This window comes from Burkholderia sp. MSMB1459WGS (genome assembly GCF_001534535.1).
GTDB lineage: Bacteria > Pseudomonadota > Gammaproteobacteria > Burkholderiales > Burkholderiaceae > Burkholderia.
In genome coordinates this window covers 200,835-216,695 of record NZ_LPMU01000037.1, presented here as the reverse complement: position 1 = coordinate 216,695, position 15,861 = coordinate 200,835, and the positions used below count along the sequence as shown (strand labels likewise).

The following is a 15,861-nucleotide window of genomic DNA, read 5'->3' as shown; positions in this document are numbered from 1 at the left end:
CGTTGTGTGCGCAACGATTCGTTCAAGCGCGAATGCGAGGCCGAGTACGGTAAGAAATTACCGATCGTCGCAGGGGCGACCGGTCGGAATTTTCCGGATGTTGCGAGGACGGCACACGCGCGTTTCGTTGCGGATGCAACCTGACGTGCGCCGGTGTGACGCCCATGTTTCAAATGCGTGAAATCGGCTAAGCTCGACGCGTTGCTGCGCACGTGCGCAGTCCGCGCGTTCGGCGCGACTTTTCGGAACCGGCCCACCCATGACCGATATCAGGATCCGGCACAGCGAGACGCACGACGTCGACGCGATCCGGCAGATCGCCGCGCATCCCGCGGTGTACACGAATACGTTGCAGCAGCCATTTCCGTCGCTCGAGAAATGGCGGAAGCGGCTCGACGACGTGCGCGAGCACGGCGTGAGCCTCGTTCCCGAAATCGACGGTACGGTGGTCGGCCATCTCGGCCTGCATCCCGAGCCGAATCCCCGCCGGCGCCACGCGGCGGCGCTCGGCATGATGGTCGACGCGGCCCATCACGGGCGCGGCATCGGCGGCCGGCTGCTCGCGGCCGCGATCGATCTCGCGGAGAACTGGCTGAACATCACGCGTCTCGAGCTGACCGTGTTTACCGACAACCGAGCGGCGATCGCACTCTACGAGCAACACGGTTTCCGCATCGAAGGCGAATCGCCGGATTACGCGTTGCGCGACGGCGTGCATGCGTCCGTGTATCACATGGCCCGCATCAGGACGCGGCAATGAAGGGCCGGCCGTCGCGGACGTGACGGCACGCGGCCGCGGCGCCGCGCGTCATATTCAATCGAGAATTCGTTCGTTTTCCTTCGGCTATACCTGTCGTATCTTCAAACGATTTGCCGGTCGCTGCGGCCGGCTTCGTGTTTCCGTATCGATGCATGCGCGGCGCTGCATGGCGTTCGGCCTCATCGCCATCGCATCGCGGCCCTCGTTGCGCGCGCGGCATCCCCCTGAAACCGTCCTTTTCAACGGAATCTGCTTCGATGAAAACCGTTCTCCGCAATCTCACCGCCGCCTGCCTGTTCGCTGCCGCCGGTGCGGCGCTTGCCGCTGCCGCGCCCGGGGGCGTCCAGGCGGCGAACGCAGCGCCCGACGGCGCGCATCTGCCGCCCGGCATCGCGTGGCAACACGGCGACGTCGATGCCGCGTTCGCGCTCGCGAAGCGCGAGGGCAAGCCGCTGCTGCTGTACTGGGGCGCGGTATGGTGTCCGTCGTGCAACCAGGTGAAGTCGACGATCTTCAGCCAGCAGGCATTCAAGGCACGTTCGTCGTTCTTCGTGCCCGTGTATCTCGACGGCGATACCGAAAGCGCGCAGAAGCTCGGCGAGCGTTTCAAGGTGCACGGCTATCCGACGATGATCCTGTTCCGCCCCGACGGCACCGAAGTGACGCGGCTGCCGGGCGAAGCCGATCTCGACCGCTACATGCAGGCGCTGTCGCTCGGGATGACGGCCGCGCATCCGGTGCGGCAGACGCTCGCGACGGCGCTGAAGAACGGCGCGTCGCTGACGCCGGACGAATGGCGCCTGCTGGCCGACTATTCGTGGGATACCGACGGCGCGTTGCCGGTGCCGGCCGATCGCGTCGCCGAGACGCTGCAGTCGCTTGCGCAACGCGCCCGGGCGGCGGGTGCGAAAGCCGAATCGGCGCGCTTCGCGCTGAAGTCGGCGGTGGTCGCCGCGTCGGACGACCCGGCGCAGGCCGGTGCGCTCGACAAGGCCGCGCTTGCCGATTCGCTGCGCACGGTGCTGCACGATCCCGCGCTGTCGCGGGCCGATTCGGACGTGCTGGTCGCGGCGCCTGCGCGCGTGGTCGCGTATCTCGGCGGCGACGACGCGCAGCGCACGAAGTTGCGCGGCGCGTACGACACGGCGCTGGCGCGCCTGTCGACCGACGGCACGCTGTCGTCGATCGATCGGCTGATGGCGTTGCACGGCCGCGTGCTGCTCGCGCGCGGCGACGCGCGCAAGGGCGCACCGTCCGCCGCACCGGCGCTCGCCGACACCGCGCGCAAACAGATCGCCGCGTCGGTGCAGCGCGCGGCGAACGCGTACGAGCGGCAGGCGCTCGTCAGCGAAGGCGCGGACACGCTGACCGACGCAGGGCTGTACGACGAATCGGATGCGTTACTGAAGGCCGAGCTGCCGCGTTCGTCCACGCCGTACTACTTCATGTCGGGGCTGGCCGCGAACGCGAAGGCGCGCGGCGACAAGGCGGCCGCGCTCGACTGGTATCGCAAGGCGTACGACGCAGCGAACGGGCCGGCGACGAAGCTGCGCTGGGGCGCGACTTATTTTGCGAATGCGGTCGAACTGGCGCCGGACGATTCGGCGCGCATCGAAGGGATTGCGGCCAGTGTGCTCGCGCAGGCCGACAAGACCCGGGACGCGTTCTACGGCGCGAACCTGCGCGCGCTCACCAAGGTCGTCACGCAACTGAACCGCTGGCGCGGCAGCGGCGCGCACGATGCGTCGGTCAGGTCGGTCGTGAAGCAGTTCGACGGCGTGTGCGGGAAGCTGCCGGCGGGTGATCCGCAGGCGGCGGCGTGCGCGAAGCTGATCCAGCCCGTGAAGGCGTAACGGCGCACGGAGGGATCGCCGGGCGGGCCGACGATTACCGGCCCGACTCCGACGACGCGCCGCGATCGCTGCCGTATCCGGCGTCGTGCTGACGGGCGATCTTCGCTTCGGCGGATACGATGCTGGCCGGATAGAACCAGTCGCTCGACTGGAAGCCGGCCTGCTTGAGCGCCTTGACTTCGGCGTGGACCTGCGCACGCGTGAGCGGCGGATTCGACTGGGCCTGCGCGGCGAACGGGGCCGAGACGGCCAGCGCGATGGCAATGGCTTGGATCAGGCGTTTCATGATGGGGACCTCCACGATTTCCGGTGAATCGCGGCGCTTCGTTCGTCGAAGCGCCGCGAGCGTTGAAACCAGTGTAGGCCGGGGCGGGCGCCTGAAAAATGCGATCGCGCCCAACGCAGTGTTTTGCTGCGGGTAACAATGGGTGGGTGATGGCTCGGACGACGGCCGGCGTGTCGATTTGGCGCAGGGAAATGAAAATCGGACCGGATGCGCTTGCCGGAATCCGTTCCAGTGCGCATGCGGTCCGATCCTGAAAGGCGAGAAGGCGGCGCACGAAACGCCGCCCCGATGCCAAGGCTTACACGAGCCCCGTCGCGTAGTACACGGCGATCACGAAGAATACCGCGAGCGTCTTGATGACGGTGACCGCGAAGATGTCGCGATACGACTCGCGGTGCGTGAGGCCCGTGACGGCGAGCAGCGTGATGACCGCGCCGTTGTGCGGCAGCGTATCCATGCCGCCGCTCGCCATCGCGACGACCCGGTGCAGCACGTCCATCGGGATGTTGGCCGCCTGCGCGCCCTTGATGAACAGGTCCGACATCGCGGCGAGCGCGATGCTCATGCCGCCGGACGCGGAGCCAGTGATACCCGCGAGCGAGCTGACCGACACGGCTGCGTTGACGAGCGGGTTCGGGATGCTCTTCAGCGCATCGCTGACGACGAGGAAGCCCGGCAGCGCGGCGATCACGCCGCCGAAGCCGTATTCCGACGCGGTGTTCATCGCGGCGAGCAGCGCGCCGGCGACGGCGGCCTTCGAGCCGGCCGCGAAGCGATCGCTGACGCGCTTGAATGCGGTCAGCACGACCAGCACGATCCCGAGCAGCAGCGCGGCCTCGACCGACCAGATCGCGACGACCGTCTTGATCGACGTCGTGACCGGCGCGTGCACGCCCGGCAGCACTTCCGGCGCGACCGTGTAAGACGCGGCGCCGTACCACTGCGGGATCAGCTTCGTGAATGCGAAGTTCGACACGCCGACGAGGATCAGCGGCAGGATCGCCAGCGCGGGATGCGGCAGCGCCGTTGCCTCGACGCGCTCCGGCTCGTTGACGAGCGACGTGCCGTAGCCTTCGCCCTTCGCCATCGCCGAACGGCGGCGCCATTCGAGATACGCGAGGCCGACGACGATGATGAACAGCGAGCCGATCGTGCCGAGCGCGGGCGCGGCCCAGGCAGTCGTCTTGAAGAACGTGGTCGGGATGATGTTCTGGATCTGCGGCGTGCCGGGCAGCGAATCCATCGTGAACGAGAACGCGCCGAGTGCAATCGCGCCGGGCATCAGCCGTTTCGGGATGTTGCTCTGACGATAGAGTTCGGCCGCGAACGGATAGACCGCGAACACCACGACGAACAGCGATACGCCGCCATAGGTGAGCAGCGCGCACACCGCGACGATCACCGCATTCGCGCGCGAGCGGCCGATGTAGCGGATTGCCGCATGGACGATCGACTCGGAGAACCCGGACAGTTCGATCACCTTGCCGAACACGGCGCCGAGCATGAAGACCGGGAAATACAGTTTGACGAAGCCGACCATCTTCTCCATGAAGATGCCGGAGAAGACCGGTGCGACGGCGGCGGGTTCGGTCAGCAGCACCGCTCCGAGCGCGGCGATCGGCGCGAACAGGATCACGCTGTAGCCGCGATACGCGGCAAACATCAGGAACGCCAGCGCGGCGAGGACGATCACGAAAGACAAGGGAGTCTCCTAATGGCTTTGGTTGTTGTTCGATCGCGCGGTGCGCCGCGGACCGGCTCAGGTTCGTGCAGGTTTCGTGCCATCGGCCGGATTGCGCCGCCGGACATGGGTCCGCTTGCGGCCGGCGGGCTCGCGCCGGTGCAGGTCTGACGATTCTACATAAAACGTCTCCATCCGGAGACGTTTTAGCCATCCGGTCGACCGTCGAAATCGTGCAGGGCTTTCCCGGACAACGCATTGCGGCGTGTCTCCGGAGTGAGATAATCCGTCTCGTTCCGGAGACATCCGGCCGACGATAAACGGAGACGAAGACACGATGATGAACGACTGGGCCCGCCTGCCCGTCAACTACGGCGACGTGCTGCGGCGCGCTGCCGAGTCGCTGTTCCGGACCTTCGAGGATTCGAGTGCGGGCACGGTGGTGGTCGATCGCAACGCGCGGGTGGTATGGATGAACGAGCGTTACGCCGCGCGCTTCGGGTTCGCCGATCCGCAGCAGGCCGTCGGTCTCGACTGCGAGGCCGTGATTCCGAACAGCCTGATGCGCGAGGTCGTGTCGACCGGGCAGCCGATCCTGCTCGACATCATGGAGACGGGCCGCGAGCCGCTCGTCGTCACGCGCCTGCCGTTGAAGAACGAGGCCGGCGAGACGGTTGGCGCGATCGGCTTCGCGCTGTTCGACCAGTTGAAGACGCTCACGCCAATTTTTTCCCGCTACGCGCAGCTTCAGCAGCAACTGATTGCGACGCAGCGCTCGCTCGCCCAGGCGCGCCGCGCGAAATACACGTTTGCGAGCTTCGTCGGCACGAGTGCCGCGAGCCTCGAGACCAAGCGCCAGGCGCGCCGCGCCGCGCAGGTCGATTCGCCGGTGCTGCTGCTCGGCGAGACCGGAACCGGCAAGGAGTTGCTCGCCCACGCGATTCACGCGGCGTCGGCGCGTGCACTCCAGCCGCTCGTGACCGTCAACGTCGCCGCAATTCCCGACACGCTGCTCGAAACCGAATTCTTCGGCGCGGCGCCCGGCGCGTACACCGGTGCCGATCGCAAGGGGCGCGTCGGAAAATTCGAGCTGGCCGATCGCGGCACGCTGTTTCTCGACGAGATCGGCGACATGCCGCTGCCGTTGCAGGGCAAGCTGCTGCGCGTGCTGCAGGACAAGGAGTTCGAGCCGGTCGGCTCGAACCGGATCGTGCGCGCGGACGTGCGCATCATTGCCGCCACGTCGGCCGACCTGCCGGCGCTCGTGGCAGCCGGGCGGTTTCGCGCGGATCTCTATTACCGGCTGAACGTGCTGACGATTCATGCGCCGCCGTTGCGCGAGCGCGCATCCGACATCGCGGCGCTCGTCTACGCGACGCTCGAGGAACTGGCGGCCCAGCACGGGCGCGCCGCGCACTGCGAGCTGACCGACGATGCGCTGCGGATGCTGTGCGCGTATCCGTGGCCCGGCAACGTGCGCGAGTTGCGCAATACGCTCGAACGCGCGCTGATGCTGTCGGACCGTTCGGTGATCGACGCGCGTGCGCTCGCGCCGTTTCTGGGGCCGGTGCGCATCTCGCCCGAGGGCGCCGCGCCGGCGCAGCGGGTTGCCGCGGCACCGGCCGAGCAGCGCGCGGGCGATGCGTCGACGGCATCCGGTGCGCCGGCCGCCTCGTATGCCGATGCGCTGGCGGCGTGGGAGCGACGGTTTCTGACCGATGCGCTGGCGGCCTGTGACGGGAAGGTCGTCGAAGCGGCCGCGCGTATCGGGATCGGCCGCGCGACGCTGTACAAGAAACTGGCGGCGCTCGGTATCGACCGGTAGGCCGATCGGCGATGCCGATGCGGCTCGACGTAACGCATCGAACGGGAGATCACGATGAAGCGGATCGGCATTGCAGGATGGCTGACCATGTTGCTCGCGAGCGCCGCACTCGCGCAGGCTGGCGACGCCGATGCGCCCGAGGCGCGGCGCAACTGGTACAACGATCCGTTCGTCGCGCTGTCGCAGGACGTGGCCGAATGCCCGTTGCCGCTCGGCCCGTGGATGACGCGCGCCGAGATGACGGACGATGCGCACTACCGCGCCGAACGCGGCACGACCTGCTGGCTCGCCCATCGCTGCACGAAGCCGAACTCGTATATGTATGACGCGTCGATTGCCGATGCCGCGAAGGCGCACTTCGCCGGCTCCGATCGTCTGCGCGGCACGAGCTTGTGGATCACCGTACAGCGACGTTTCATCTACGTCGAAGGATGCGCTGATACGACGTTCGATCGTCAGGCGCTGCAACGCGAATTCGAGGCGCTTCCGGACGTCGAGCAGGTTTTCGTTCGCATCACCGAGGATCCGCGCAAGCACTTGCCGTACAAGGCGCGCGGGCAACCCGAGCGCACGCCGGACTGACGGTCGAAGGGCTGCCCATGGCATACTCGCGACATTCAAAAAAAGGTTGACGGGAAGAACGATGAAACACATGCTTGCGTCGGTCTGTCGGTGGCCTCGGGCGGCCGTGATGTTGGCTCTGGTTGCAGGGCTCGGCGGGTGCGGCGGCAGTGCTCCGCTGTTCACTTCGGACGGGCGTCCGACCACTCAGGTGCAATGCACCGGCAGCGACTGGAGTAATTGCACCGACAATGCCCGGGCCATGTGCAACGGAGATTTCGACGTGATCCAGCAATCGACGGATGACGCCGTGCGAAATCTTCTCTTCGCATGCAAGAAGAAGAGCGGTTATTGATCCCGAAATGACCGGCTGAGGAGATCACGATCGGGCGACGCGCTTTTCTGTTTGCTTTGAGTCCATTGTTTTTCACGAATAACACTCATGGAGTCCCATCCATATGGCGACCTACAGGCAACTGAGCGCGCAGCTCGAACGGCTTCAGCAAAAAATCGACAAGGAACGTGAAAAGGCGGTTGCCGACGCGATTGCGGAAATCCGCGCGAAAATCGACGAATACGACATTACGCCGGAAGAGCTCGGTTTTCTTCCGGCAAAATCGGCTGCCACCGCTACCGCCGCGAAGCCCAGGCGACCCTTGCCGCCGAAGTACCTGAACCCGAAGACGGGCGAAACCTGGAGCGGCCGCGGGCGGGCGCCCGCATGGCTGGGCAAGAATCGCGGACGTTTCCTGATCAAGGACTGACTCCCGAAAATCCTCACCTTTCGTGCGCCGACCGACGGTGCGAACGGCCATGCGGCCTTCGCACCGTTTTGTTTTGGCGCAATCGTCATGCGATTTTCCCGGGCGAATTGAAGTGCAACGTCGCACAATCAACGGATCCCGTTTTGCGAATTCCCCGCGATCCGGCCGTATATTGCCGCGAATTCCCGTAAACAGCCGCGTAATGGCGCAATGCATGCGCATTGCCATTCGCGCTTTTCGCGGTGCATGCCTGACGCGGATTTTCATCACCTTTCGCATGCTGGCGCGGTGTGTCGTGCGATTCCCGAAGATACTCACCTTGGCTCCTGTAAATCCTCACCTTTGAGAAGCGGCTGCAGCGTCGTGCCGCGTTACGTGCATCGCGGGAAGAACTGGTGCTGCGACGCCGGCCGCGTGGGTTGCAGTCCATGGTGCGAGCATTGACGTCCGTCGAATAGCCGGCCGTTCGGCATATAGGCAGTCGCGGGCGCTTCGCCTATGCTTGGGATTCGCGTCGATCGGCGCACGGCCTGCGTGGCCGCATGCCGATCGTGTCGTCTTTCGTCACCGCAGGGAGCCGATGTGACCGTTCGCCATCTCGATGCGTTGTTCCAGCCCAAGTCCGTGGCGGTTGTCGGCGCGTCGTCGCGCGCCGGCAGTATCGGCGCGATGGTGTGGTCCCGTGTGCTCGACGGCGCGTTCCGGGGGCCCGTGTGGCCGGTCAATCCTAAATATCGCGAGCTGGACGGGCATGCGGTCGTCTCCGATGTCGACCGGCTGCCCACGCCGCCGTCGGTTGCGGTGATCTGCACGCCGCCCGCGACCTGGGCCGGCATCGTGCGCAAGCTCGGCGAGCTCGGCACGCGCGTCGCGGTGATCGTCGGCGAGGCGCGCACCGAGGCCGATCGCGCCGCGGTCGATCGCACGCTGAAGGCGGCGAAGCCGTTCGTGCTCCGTATCGTCGGGCCCGGCAGTCTCGGCGTGTCGTCGCCCGCGCGGCATGCGCATTTCGGCGCGCCTGCCTATACGGCGCGATCGGGCGGCGTCGCGTGGGTGTCGCAATCGAATGCGCTGACGAACGCGGTGCTTGGCTGGGCCGATGCGCGGGGCCTCGGCTTTTCGCATGTCGTCGCGCTCGGCAGCGAATCCGATGTCGATGCGGGCGACGTCCTCGACTATCTGGCGAGCGATCCCGGCACGCGCGCGATCCTGCTCGAGCTCGATACCGTGCGCGCGGCGCGCAAGTTCATGTCGGCGGCGCGCGCGGCCGCACGCAACAAGCCGGTGCTCGCGTTGCGCACCGGCCGTGCCGATCCCGGCGATGCGCTCTATACGGCGGCGTTCCAGCGCGCGGGCATGGTGCGCGTCGACGCGCTCGACGATCTGCTCGACGAAATCGAGACGCTCGGCGTCGGCCGCGTCACTGCGCGGGGCGCGGCGACGCTCGTGACGAGCGATGCGGGCGTGGCGAAACTCGCGGTCGATGCGGTTGCCGAAGTGCGCGACGTGCTGGCCGCTTGGTCGCCCGCGGCAACGTCGGCCGTCGCGGCCGCGCTGCCGCATCTCGCGGCGCCCGGCAATCCGCTCACGCTGGGCGACGACGCGCGCCCCGAGCACTTTGCCGCGGCAATCAAGGCGCTCGCCCCGTTTCCGCAGACGGGCACGCTGTTCGTCGTTCATTCCACTTCGCACAGCGCGCCGGCCGATTCGGTCGCGCGCACGCTGATCGACGCGCGGCAGCATGCGCATCGCGGCATCCTCGCGTGTTTCTTCGGCGCAGTGGACGCGGCGACGCGCGATGCGCTGCACGCGAACGGCATTCCGGTGCACACGACACCGCAGCGGCTCGCCCGCGCGTATGCGCGTCTCGTCGACTACAACCTCGGGCGCCAATTGCTGATGCAGACGCCAGAGGGTACGCCGCCGCAGCCGGCCGAGTGCGTGGCGTCTGCTCAAGCCGACGCACGTCGCATGGTCGAAGCCGGTCAGCATGAGCTGGCCGGCGAAGCCGCGCTGCACTGGCTGTCCCGTTTCGGTCTGCAGGGCGAGCAGCCCAACGAACCGGCCGGCAAGAACGTCGTCGACATCACGGTCGACATGTACGACGATTCGAACTTCGGTCCGGTGTTTCGCTATGCCGTGCCACCGGCCGACGGCGTATCGGCGCCGCTCGTCGTCTACGGCCTGCCGCCGCTGAACACGGTGCTCGCCCGCGCGGTGATGGAGCGTTCGCCGTATGCGCGCAGCACGCCCGTCGAGCCGACGCTCGACGCGCTGACGGCGCTGTCGCAGGTCGTGTGCGACGTGCGCGAAGTCGTTGCGATGTCGATCACGCTGCGCGTGCTGTCCGACCGAACATGGGTGGTCGCGCCACGCATCACGCTGGCTTCCGGGCGTAGCCGGCTCGCGATCATGCCGTATCCGCGGCACCTCGAGCAGACGCTCGAATGGCGTGGCGAGACGGTGACGATCCGTCCGATCCGTCCGGAAGACGAGGCCGCACACAACGAGCTGCTCGGTGCGATGACGCCGGAAGATCTGCGCATGCGTTTCTTCGGCGCGGTGCGCAGCTTCGATCACTCGCAGGTGGCGCGCATGACGCAGATCGACTACGACCGTGAGATGGCTTTCATCGTGTCGTTCACCGATGTGTCGGGGCGCGACCACACGCTCGCGGTCGCGCGTGCGGTCGCCGATCCCGACAACGAGACGGCGGAGTTCGCGATCGCGGTACGGCCCGATCAAAAGGGCAAGGGGCTCGGCCGGCTGATGATGACCCGCATCATCGACTACGCGCGCTCGCGCGGCACTACCTGGATGGTCGGTGAGGCGCTGCGCGAGAATTCGGCGATGATCTCGCTCGCGAAATCGTGCGGGTTTGCGGTGTCGACGACGGAGGAGCCCGGCGTCGTGGGTTTCAGGATGAAGTTGCAGCCGTAGGCGTCGGTTTCAGGTCCGGCGCTTGGGGCAGCGCATGGCGCCGACGCGTCCGAACATCTCGCCATGTCGCACGCTAAATAAGGAATGCAAAGCATTCGGTGCGGCCTTGAAGCAAAGCGTTCGGCAACGTGTCGGACCTGTCGGTCGAAGCGATCCCGCAACGCACACATGGTGTCCGGCGATGCTTGCAGCGTGCTGCGATATTGGCCCGCCGCAGCCGTTTCCACCGATGTGCCTGCAAGCATTCGCTGCCGTGTTCCGGCCTCGCGTTTTCAAAGCCGTCACCAAGGTGAGACTTTTCGGGAGCGGCGAGTGAGCTTTTCCGGGGCAGCATGGTGAGCCGATACGGGAGGGTTCGGTGAGCTCTCCCGGGAACGGCCGGTGAGTACCTGCGGGAGACGCCGGTGAGCCTTTCCGGGAGGCTTCGGTGAGCACCTGCGGGAGCGATTGGTGAGGATGTTCGGGAGCCGTCAGTGAGCGTCTCCGGAGTCTCGGGTGAGGCTTTTCGGGAGACCATGGTGAGCGCTTGCAGGATGCCGAGGTGAGCTTTTTCGGGAGCATGCTGACGCACGGCTCCCGTGGGCGCGACGCCGGCCCGTGCCGGCGTGAAGCGCGAGTGCGGGCACGCAGGAACCGTGCCCGCGATTACGTTCACGCAGCGAGTTTCGACGCCGCGTCGTTCACCTGGTCGCGCGAAATCGCGAGTTCCTCGAGGTGCGCATCGGCATAGACTGCACCGGTTTCGCGTTCGAGGCGGGCGATCGTGAGCGCACAACGCGCGGTGTCTTTCGGCATCGCGATGAAGCGCCTGACCGACTCGCCGGACGTGAACGCGTCGAACAGTGCGCCGCGCACGTCGTCGGGAAGCGTCTTGGTCCACTGGTACGGCTTGCCGTTGAACGTGATCGACGGCGGCAGCGTGCGTTCCTTCTTGGTCGCCGTGATGAGCCCGTAGGTGCGCGCCGCGTCGCCGATCTGCTCGGGCGAGAAGAGTTCGTCGGGCGTGATGTCGAACTGCTCGATGTAGTTTTCGATCGTCTGCATTGCGGCGGCACGATCGTCGCGCTTTTTCTGCGCGCGCGCGACGATATCGCGCAACTCGTCCGCTTCCTCGGGCGTGATCGTGAAGCTTGCCTGCTTCTGCTGAAGTTCGGAGAAACGCTGGAATTCTTGATCGTTCAGAAGTTTGGCCATGACATCCATCGAATACGACGGCCGTGACAACCGGCCGCCGTAGTTTTTGAGAGGGCCGCTATTCTAGCGTAGCGCCGCGGGTGCCCGATGCGACGCCGCGCATCGGGCACCGCACGGGCGTCGCGCATACCCGGAGCCGGCGCCGCTGCGCCGTGCCCGTGCATTTTGCCGGGTAACCCGCGCGTCAGCAGGTCTCGGTGCGGCACATCGACAGATGGGCGGCCGTATCGCGCAGTGCGCCGACGACCACGTCGACGGACGGCGCCATGTGCGCATCGATCCGGCGCATGTACGGGCAGGTCAGCACCGCGATCGCGTGGCCGGCCGGCCCGAGGATCGGCACGGTCAGGTCGGTCACGCCGTACGCTTGCCGGCTGTCCTGGCGCAGATAGCCGGACTGCCGGATCGACTGACACGCATTCGCGAGTTCCTGCTCGTTCAGCGGCGCCTCGCCCTTGACCTTGCAGTGCTCGGCCAGCATATGCGCGCGTTGCTCGGCGCTTTGGTACGCCAGCATCATGCAGCCCGACGCCGTATCGGCGAGGCCGACGCGCGAGCCGAGCCGGACCGACACGCCCCACGGGCCGGGCCCGTCCACCTGCGCGATCACGAGCAGGTTGCCGCGATCGTAGACGGACAGGTGGCACGACTGCTCGGCGGCATCGGCGAAGCGCTGCATCGGCGGCAGCGCCTCGGCGATCAGCCGGTTCATCGGCGGATGCCGGTGCGCAAGTGCGAACAGCTTGAGGCTGAGCGTGTAGCGGTCGCCGCCGGTCGAACGCATCACGTAGCGGCGCGCGACGAGGCGTTCGAGCATCCGATAGATCTCGCTCGCGTTACGGCCGAGCTCCTTCGTGATTTCGGTGCGGGTGAGTCCTTCCTTCTGCTCGGACAGGAGTTCGAGAATGTCGAGGCCCTTGTCGAGCGCGGGTGCGCGATAGCGGTCGATTGCGGCCATCGATTCCCGTGCGTCGCAGCCGGGAAGCGGGTCGTTGGTTGTCTGCATTGTCGGTGTGAGGTTGGGGGATTACCGTCGATCGGTCGGCGACGCACGCTGGCCGGTTCTGCACGCGTATAGGGCGGCCCCGCGAATGGCCATGGAAACCATCCGTGCGAGCTTAGCAATAAACATACAGTGTGCAATGCAGCGTCTTTTTACCGATCGTTACCGAACAAGAACGGATGGGCAAACGTTTTCGATGACAGGGGCACCCCGAATTGCCAGTATTCATGCACCGATGGCAGGCGCCGCCGCGAATGACGGCCGAGCGATCGACGTGGGTGCAGCGGGTGCTGCGCCGCAGCGTCGGCAGGCGCACCAATAGTCGGTATCCGTCGCGCGTCATTTCACGGCGCGCGGCCGATGGTACAAAGGCTTGCGGGCCAGCGACGGCGCGGCCGCGCGTGCAGCCGGCCGGCATGGGCCGGCACGCGTCGCGGATGCCGGGCCGTCGTCGCCGATGCGCAGACCGGCGGCCGCCCGTTCGATGCGCGCCGTACCGTCGTACGGCGCCGCGATCGCTGCGCCCGCGCGACTCTCGCGCGTCGACGGCACGCCGCATACGGCGCCGACGCGTGCACTCGACGATCGACAACCCGTCCGGCGCGCGGCCGCGAAAGGCCGCGTCGGCCGGTATCCTGTCCCATTCGACAACAGAGGTTAAGCACGATGAAACTGCTTCGCTATGGCCCGTCCGGCCAGGAAAAGCCCGGCATCCTCGACGCGGCCGGCCGGATTCGCGACTTGTCCGCGCATGTGCCGGACCTTGCCGGCGATGTGCTGTCCGACGCGGGTCTCGCGCGGCTGCGCGCGATCGATCCTGCCACGCTGCCGCTCGTGTCCGGGGAGCCGCGCATCGGCGCGTGCGTCGGTCGCGTCGGCAAGTTCATCGGCATCGGCCTGAACTATGCCAACCACGCGGCCGAAGCCGGCATGGCGGTGCCGAAGGAGCCGGTCGTGTTCGGCAAGTGGACGAGTTCGATCTGCGGCCCGAACGACGGCATCGACATCCCGAAGGGTTCGGTCAAGACCGACTGGGAAGTGGAGCTGGGTGTCGTGATCGGCGCGACGTGCAAGGACGTCGACGAAGCCCGCGCGCTCGATTACGTCGCGGGCTACTGCGTCGTCAACGACGTGTCCGAGCGCGAATGGCAGATCGAGCGCGGCGGCCAGTGGGACAAGGGCAAGGGCTTCGACACGTTCGGCCCGCTCGGCCCGTGGCTCGTCACGCGCGACGAAGTGCCGGATCCGCAGCGTCTCGACCTGTGGCTCGAAGTCGACGGCCACCGCTATCAGAACGGCAACACGCGCACGATGGTGTTCACGGTCGCGCAACTGATCGCGTATCTGTCGACCTGCATGACGCTGCAGCCGGGCGACGTGATCACGACCGGTACGCCGCCGGGCGTCGGCATGGGCATCAAGCCGTCGCCGGTGTTCCTGAGGGCCGGCCAGACGGTGCGCCTCGGGATCGAAGGGCTCGGCGAGCAGTTGCAGAGCACGCGTAACGCGCAATGAGCGCGTGAGCGGCGCGGGCCGGCGGGAGCATGTAGCCGCCCGCGCGCGGGCCATGCTGCCCGACCCGTGGGCACGACCGCCGCCGCGACCGGCGCGCACCGAACGACGATGTAGCCGAAACCATGGGCCCGATTCCGCACGATGCGGAATCGGGCCTTTGTCGCTCGTCCGCGTTCGCACGCAGCGGATCAGACGACGTTGTCGAGCTCGCAATGCGCTTCGAGCCGATACCCGTCAGGATCGACGACGAACGCCGCGTAATAGCCGGGGCCGTAGTGCTCGCGCTTGCCGGGCCCGCCGTTGTCCTTGCCGCCGTGCTCGAGCGCGGCGCGGTAGAACGCATCGACCTCGACCGGCGACGCGGCCTTGAACGACAGGTGCAATCCCGAATCGGGATCGGCGACGACGGGGCGAGCCGCGTGCTGCAACCACAGCTCGGGCTCGGTCGTGCCGTACCCGATGGCGCCGTCGTCGCTATACAGACGCTTGTAACCGAGTGCGCCGAGCGCGCTGTCGTAGAAGGTGCGGCTGCGGCCGATGTGTGCAACGCCGAACGAAAGGTGATCGATCATCTGTGGCTCCTTTGGACTGAGGGGGACTTCAGTGCGGCGAACCTGCTTATAGACACCATGCCAGCCGCTTGTAGCGAAGCGCGCCGAGCGTGATGTCGTCGTACGTGCGGCCGGCGGCGATGTGGATAACGTTGAACGAAAGACGATCGATCATCTGTGTCTCCTTGGATCGAAGGGAAGGGCAGTGCAGCCCCCTGTTTTTAACCACCATGGCGGTTATGTTAGAAATCGCTCGAACGCTTGTCAACCGGCATGGTGGTTAGATACGATCGCACCATGAGAAAAACGCAACCTTCCGTCACGACGGACTGCCTGATCCCGGCGCCGCCCGAAACGCTGAGCCTCGATTTCGCGAACACGCTGTACTGGCGCGGCAGCGACCCACCGACGGAAACCTTCGGCACGATGGACGACCTGCTGGCGTGGTGCCGCGAACAGGCGGGCGTACCGGCCGAGCTGGCCGACGCATGTCGCGTGCCTGACGAAGAGAAAAAGGGCGACGCGCCGACGATGCTCGCGCGGGCGCTCGCGTTGCGCGAGGCGCTATACCGGCTGTTTCACGCCCAGGCGGAGCAGCGCGAGCCGCGGGATGCCGATCTCGCGCTGCTCGGCGGCTTTCTGGCGGAAGCGTCGCCGCGCGTTGCGCCGGTGCGCGTCGATGGCCGCTATGCGTGGCGGATCGACGCGCCGGGCGCCACGCTCGCGGGGCTGCTGAGCCCGGTGCTGTGGTCGGCGATCGACCTGCTCGGCGGCACGCGGCTCGCGAAGGTCAAGCGCTGTGCGAACGATGCATGCCAGTGGCTGTTCATCGACGACAGCAAGAACGGCAGCCGACGCTGGTGCTCGATGTCGTCGTGCGGCAATCGCGCGAAGGCGTATCGCCACTATCACAAGGCCGAATGACCGG

General features: G+C 66.7%; 14 protein-coding genes. 9 read left to right on the top strand and 5 right to left on the bottom strand.

All coding sequences use genetic code 11. The annotated features are described in order from the left end of the window. The first annotated feature begins 259 nt into the window (after positions 1-259). Together WT97_RS15300 and WT97_RS15295 are read left to right on the top strand one after the other, a co-directional pair. Positions 260-760, top strand: a complete 501-nt coding sequence (locus WT97_RS15300; protein WP_060353726.1) for a GNAT family N-acetyltransferase — start codon at positions 260-262, stop codon at positions 758-760. A 257-nt stretch (positions 761-1,017) separates the two neighbouring features. Beyond that, positions 1,018-2,613, top strand: coding sequence for a thioredoxin family protein (locus WT97_RS15295; RefSeq protein ID WP_060353725.1), 1,596 nt, complete (start codon positions 1,018-1,020; stop codon positions 2,611-2,613). A 34-nt stretch (positions 2,614-2,647) separates the two neighbouring features. Here WT97_RS15295 and WT97_RS15290 read toward each other — a convergent pair whose 3' ends face one another. Both WT97_RS15290 and WT97_RS15285 read right to left on the bottom strand, forming a co-directional pair. Then, on the bottom strand, positions 2,648-2,899 hold the full coding sequence (locus WT97_RS15290) for a DUF4148 domain-containing protein (RefSeq protein WP_027781686.1): 252 nt from the start codon (positions 2,897-2,899) through the stop codon (positions 2,648-2,650). Between the two features lie 298 nt (positions 2,900-3,197). Further along, positions 3,198-4,601: a GntP family permease gene (locus tag WT97_RS15285; protein WP_059499514.1), complete on the bottom strand. Its 1,404-nt coding sequence runs from the start codon at positions 4,599-4,601 to the stop codon at positions 3,198-3,200. A gap of 316 nt (positions 4,602-4,917) precedes the next feature. On the opposite strand from WT97_RS15285, the gene WT97_RS15280 reads away from it, so the two are divergent. The 5 genes from WT97_RS15280 (at position 4,918) to WT97_RS15260 (ending at position 10,670) form a co-directional block, all read left to right on the top strand. Then, positions 4,918-6,405, top strand: a complete 1,488-nt coding sequence (locus WT97_RS15280) for a sigma-54-dependent Fis family transcriptional regulator (RefSeq protein WP_059499513.1) — start codon at positions 4,918-4,920, stop codon at positions 6,403-6,405. A gap of 54 nt (positions 6,406-6,459) precedes the next feature. Continuing rightward, a complete protein-coding gene (locus tag WT97_RS15275; RefSeq protein WP_059792779.1) occupies positions 6,460-6,987 on the top strand; it encodes a BON domain-containing protein in 528 nt (175 codons plus the stop codon). A gap of 61 nt (positions 6,988-7,048) precedes the next feature. After that, entirely contained in the window at positions 7,049-7,321 is a 273-nt protein-coding gene (locus WT97_RS15270) for a hypothetical protein (RefSeq protein ID WP_082741903.1), read from the top strand. A 103-nt stretch (positions 7,322-7,424) separates the two neighbouring features. Then, positions 7,425-7,730, top strand: coding sequence for an H-NS family nucleoid-associated regulatory protein (locus WT97_RS15265; protein WP_060353724.1), 306 nt, complete (start codon positions 7,425-7,427; stop codon positions 7,728-7,730). A gap of 582 nt (positions 7,731-8,312) precedes the next feature. Continuing rightward, complete coding sequence (locus WT97_RS15260; RefSeq protein ID WP_060353723.1) at positions 8,313-10,670, top strand: GNAT family N-acetyltransferase; 2,358 nt, start codon at positions 8,313-8,315, stop codon at positions 10,668-10,670. 651 nt (positions 10,671-11,321) lie between these two features. Here WT97_RS15260 and WT97_RS15255 read toward each other — a convergent pair. Together WT97_RS15255 and WT97_RS15250 are read right to left on the bottom strand one after the other, a co-directional pair. Continuing rightward, positions 11,322-11,873, bottom strand: a complete 552-nt coding sequence (locus WT97_RS15255; RefSeq protein ID WP_060353722.1) for a hypothetical protein — start codon at positions 11,871-11,873, stop codon at positions 11,322-11,324. Positions 11,874-12,048: 175 nt separating this feature from the next. Next, positions 12,049-12,870 carry an IclR family transcriptional regulator gene (locus WT97_RS15250; protein WP_059499508.1) on the bottom strand — a complete coding sequence of 274 codons (822 nt, stop codon included), beginning with the start codon at positions 12,868-12,870 and terminating at the stop codon, positions 12,049-12,051. Between the two features lie 663 nt (positions 12,871-13,533). On the opposite strand from WT97_RS15250, the gene WT97_RS15240 reads away from it, so the two are divergent. Further along, positions 13,534-14,382, top strand: a complete 849-nt coding sequence (locus tag WT97_RS15240) for an ureidoglycolate lyase (RefSeq protein WP_060353721.1) — start codon at positions 13,534-13,536, stop codon at positions 14,380-14,382. A 188-nt stretch (positions 14,383-14,570) separates the two neighbouring features. Here WT97_RS15240 and WT97_RS15235 read toward each other — a convergent pair whose 3' ends face one another. Then, positions 14,571-14,954 (bottom strand): VOC family protein, encoded by a 384-nt coding sequence (locus WT97_RS15235; RefSeq protein ID WP_027781675.1) that lies wholly within the window; start codon positions 14,952-14,954, stop codon positions 14,571-14,573. 276 nt (positions 14,955-15,230) lie between these two features. Here WT97_RS15235 and WT97_RS15230 point away from each other — a divergent pair, with 276 nt between their 5' ends. Beyond that, a complete protein-coding gene (locus WT97_RS15230) occupies positions 15,231-15,857 on the top strand; it encodes an ABATE domain-containing protein (RefSeq protein WP_257128492.1) in 627 nt (208 codons plus the stop codon). Positions 15,858-15,861: the final 4 nt, after the last annotated feature.

What these genes read in the sequence shown, in the direction of transcription:
- WT97_RS15255 (WP_060353722.1), bottom strand. Translation starts at nt 11,873, where the DNA reads ATGGATGTCATGGCCAAACTTCTGAACGATCAAGAATTCCAGCGTTTC.
- WT97_RS15275 (WP_059792779.1), top strand. Translation starts at nt 6,460, where the DNA reads ATGAAGCGGATCGGCATTGCAGGATGGCTGACCATGTTGCTCGCGAGC.
- WT97_RS15240 (WP_060353721.1), top strand. Translation starts at nt 13,534, where the DNA reads ATGAAACTGCTTCGCTATGGCCCGTCCGGCCAGGAAAAGCCCGGCATC.
- WT97_RS15230 (WP_257128492.1), top strand. Translation starts at nt 15,231, where the DNA reads ATGAGAAAAACGCAACCTTCCGTCACGACGGACTGCCTGATCCCGGCG.
- WT97_RS15290 (WP_027781686.1), bottom strand. Translation starts at nt 2,899, where the DNA reads ATGAAACGCCTGATCCAAGCCATTGCCATCGCGCTGGCCGTCTCGGCC.
- WT97_RS15270 (WP_082741903.1), top strand. Translation starts at nt 7,049, where the DNA reads ATGAAACACATGCTTGCGTCGGTCTGTCGGTGGCCTCGGGCGGCCGTG.
- WT97_RS15250 (WP_059499508.1), bottom strand. Translation starts at nt 12,870, where the DNA reads ATGCAGACAACCAACGACCCGCTTCCCGGCTGCGACGCACGGGAATCG.
- WT97_RS15300 (WP_060353726.1), top strand. Translation starts at nt 260, where the DNA reads ATGACCGATATCAGGATCCGGCACAGCGAGACGCACGACGTCGACGCG.
- WT97_RS15265 (WP_060353724.1), top strand. Translation starts at nt 7,425, where the DNA reads ATGGCGACCTACAGGCAACTGAGCGCGCAGCTCGAACGGCTTCAGCAA.
- WT97_RS15235 (WP_027781675.1), bottom strand. Translation starts at nt 14,954, where the DNA reads ATGATCGATCACCTTTCGTTCGGCGTTGCACACATCGGCCGCAGCCGC.
- WT97_RS15295 (WP_060353725.1), top strand. Translation starts at nt 1,018, where the DNA reads ATGAAAACCGTTCTCCGCAATCTCACCGCCGCCTGCCTGTTCGCTGCC.
- WT97_RS15280 (WP_059499513.1), top strand. Translation starts at nt 4,918, where the DNA reads ATGATGAACGACTGGGCCCGCCTGCCCGTCAACTACGGCGACGTGCTG.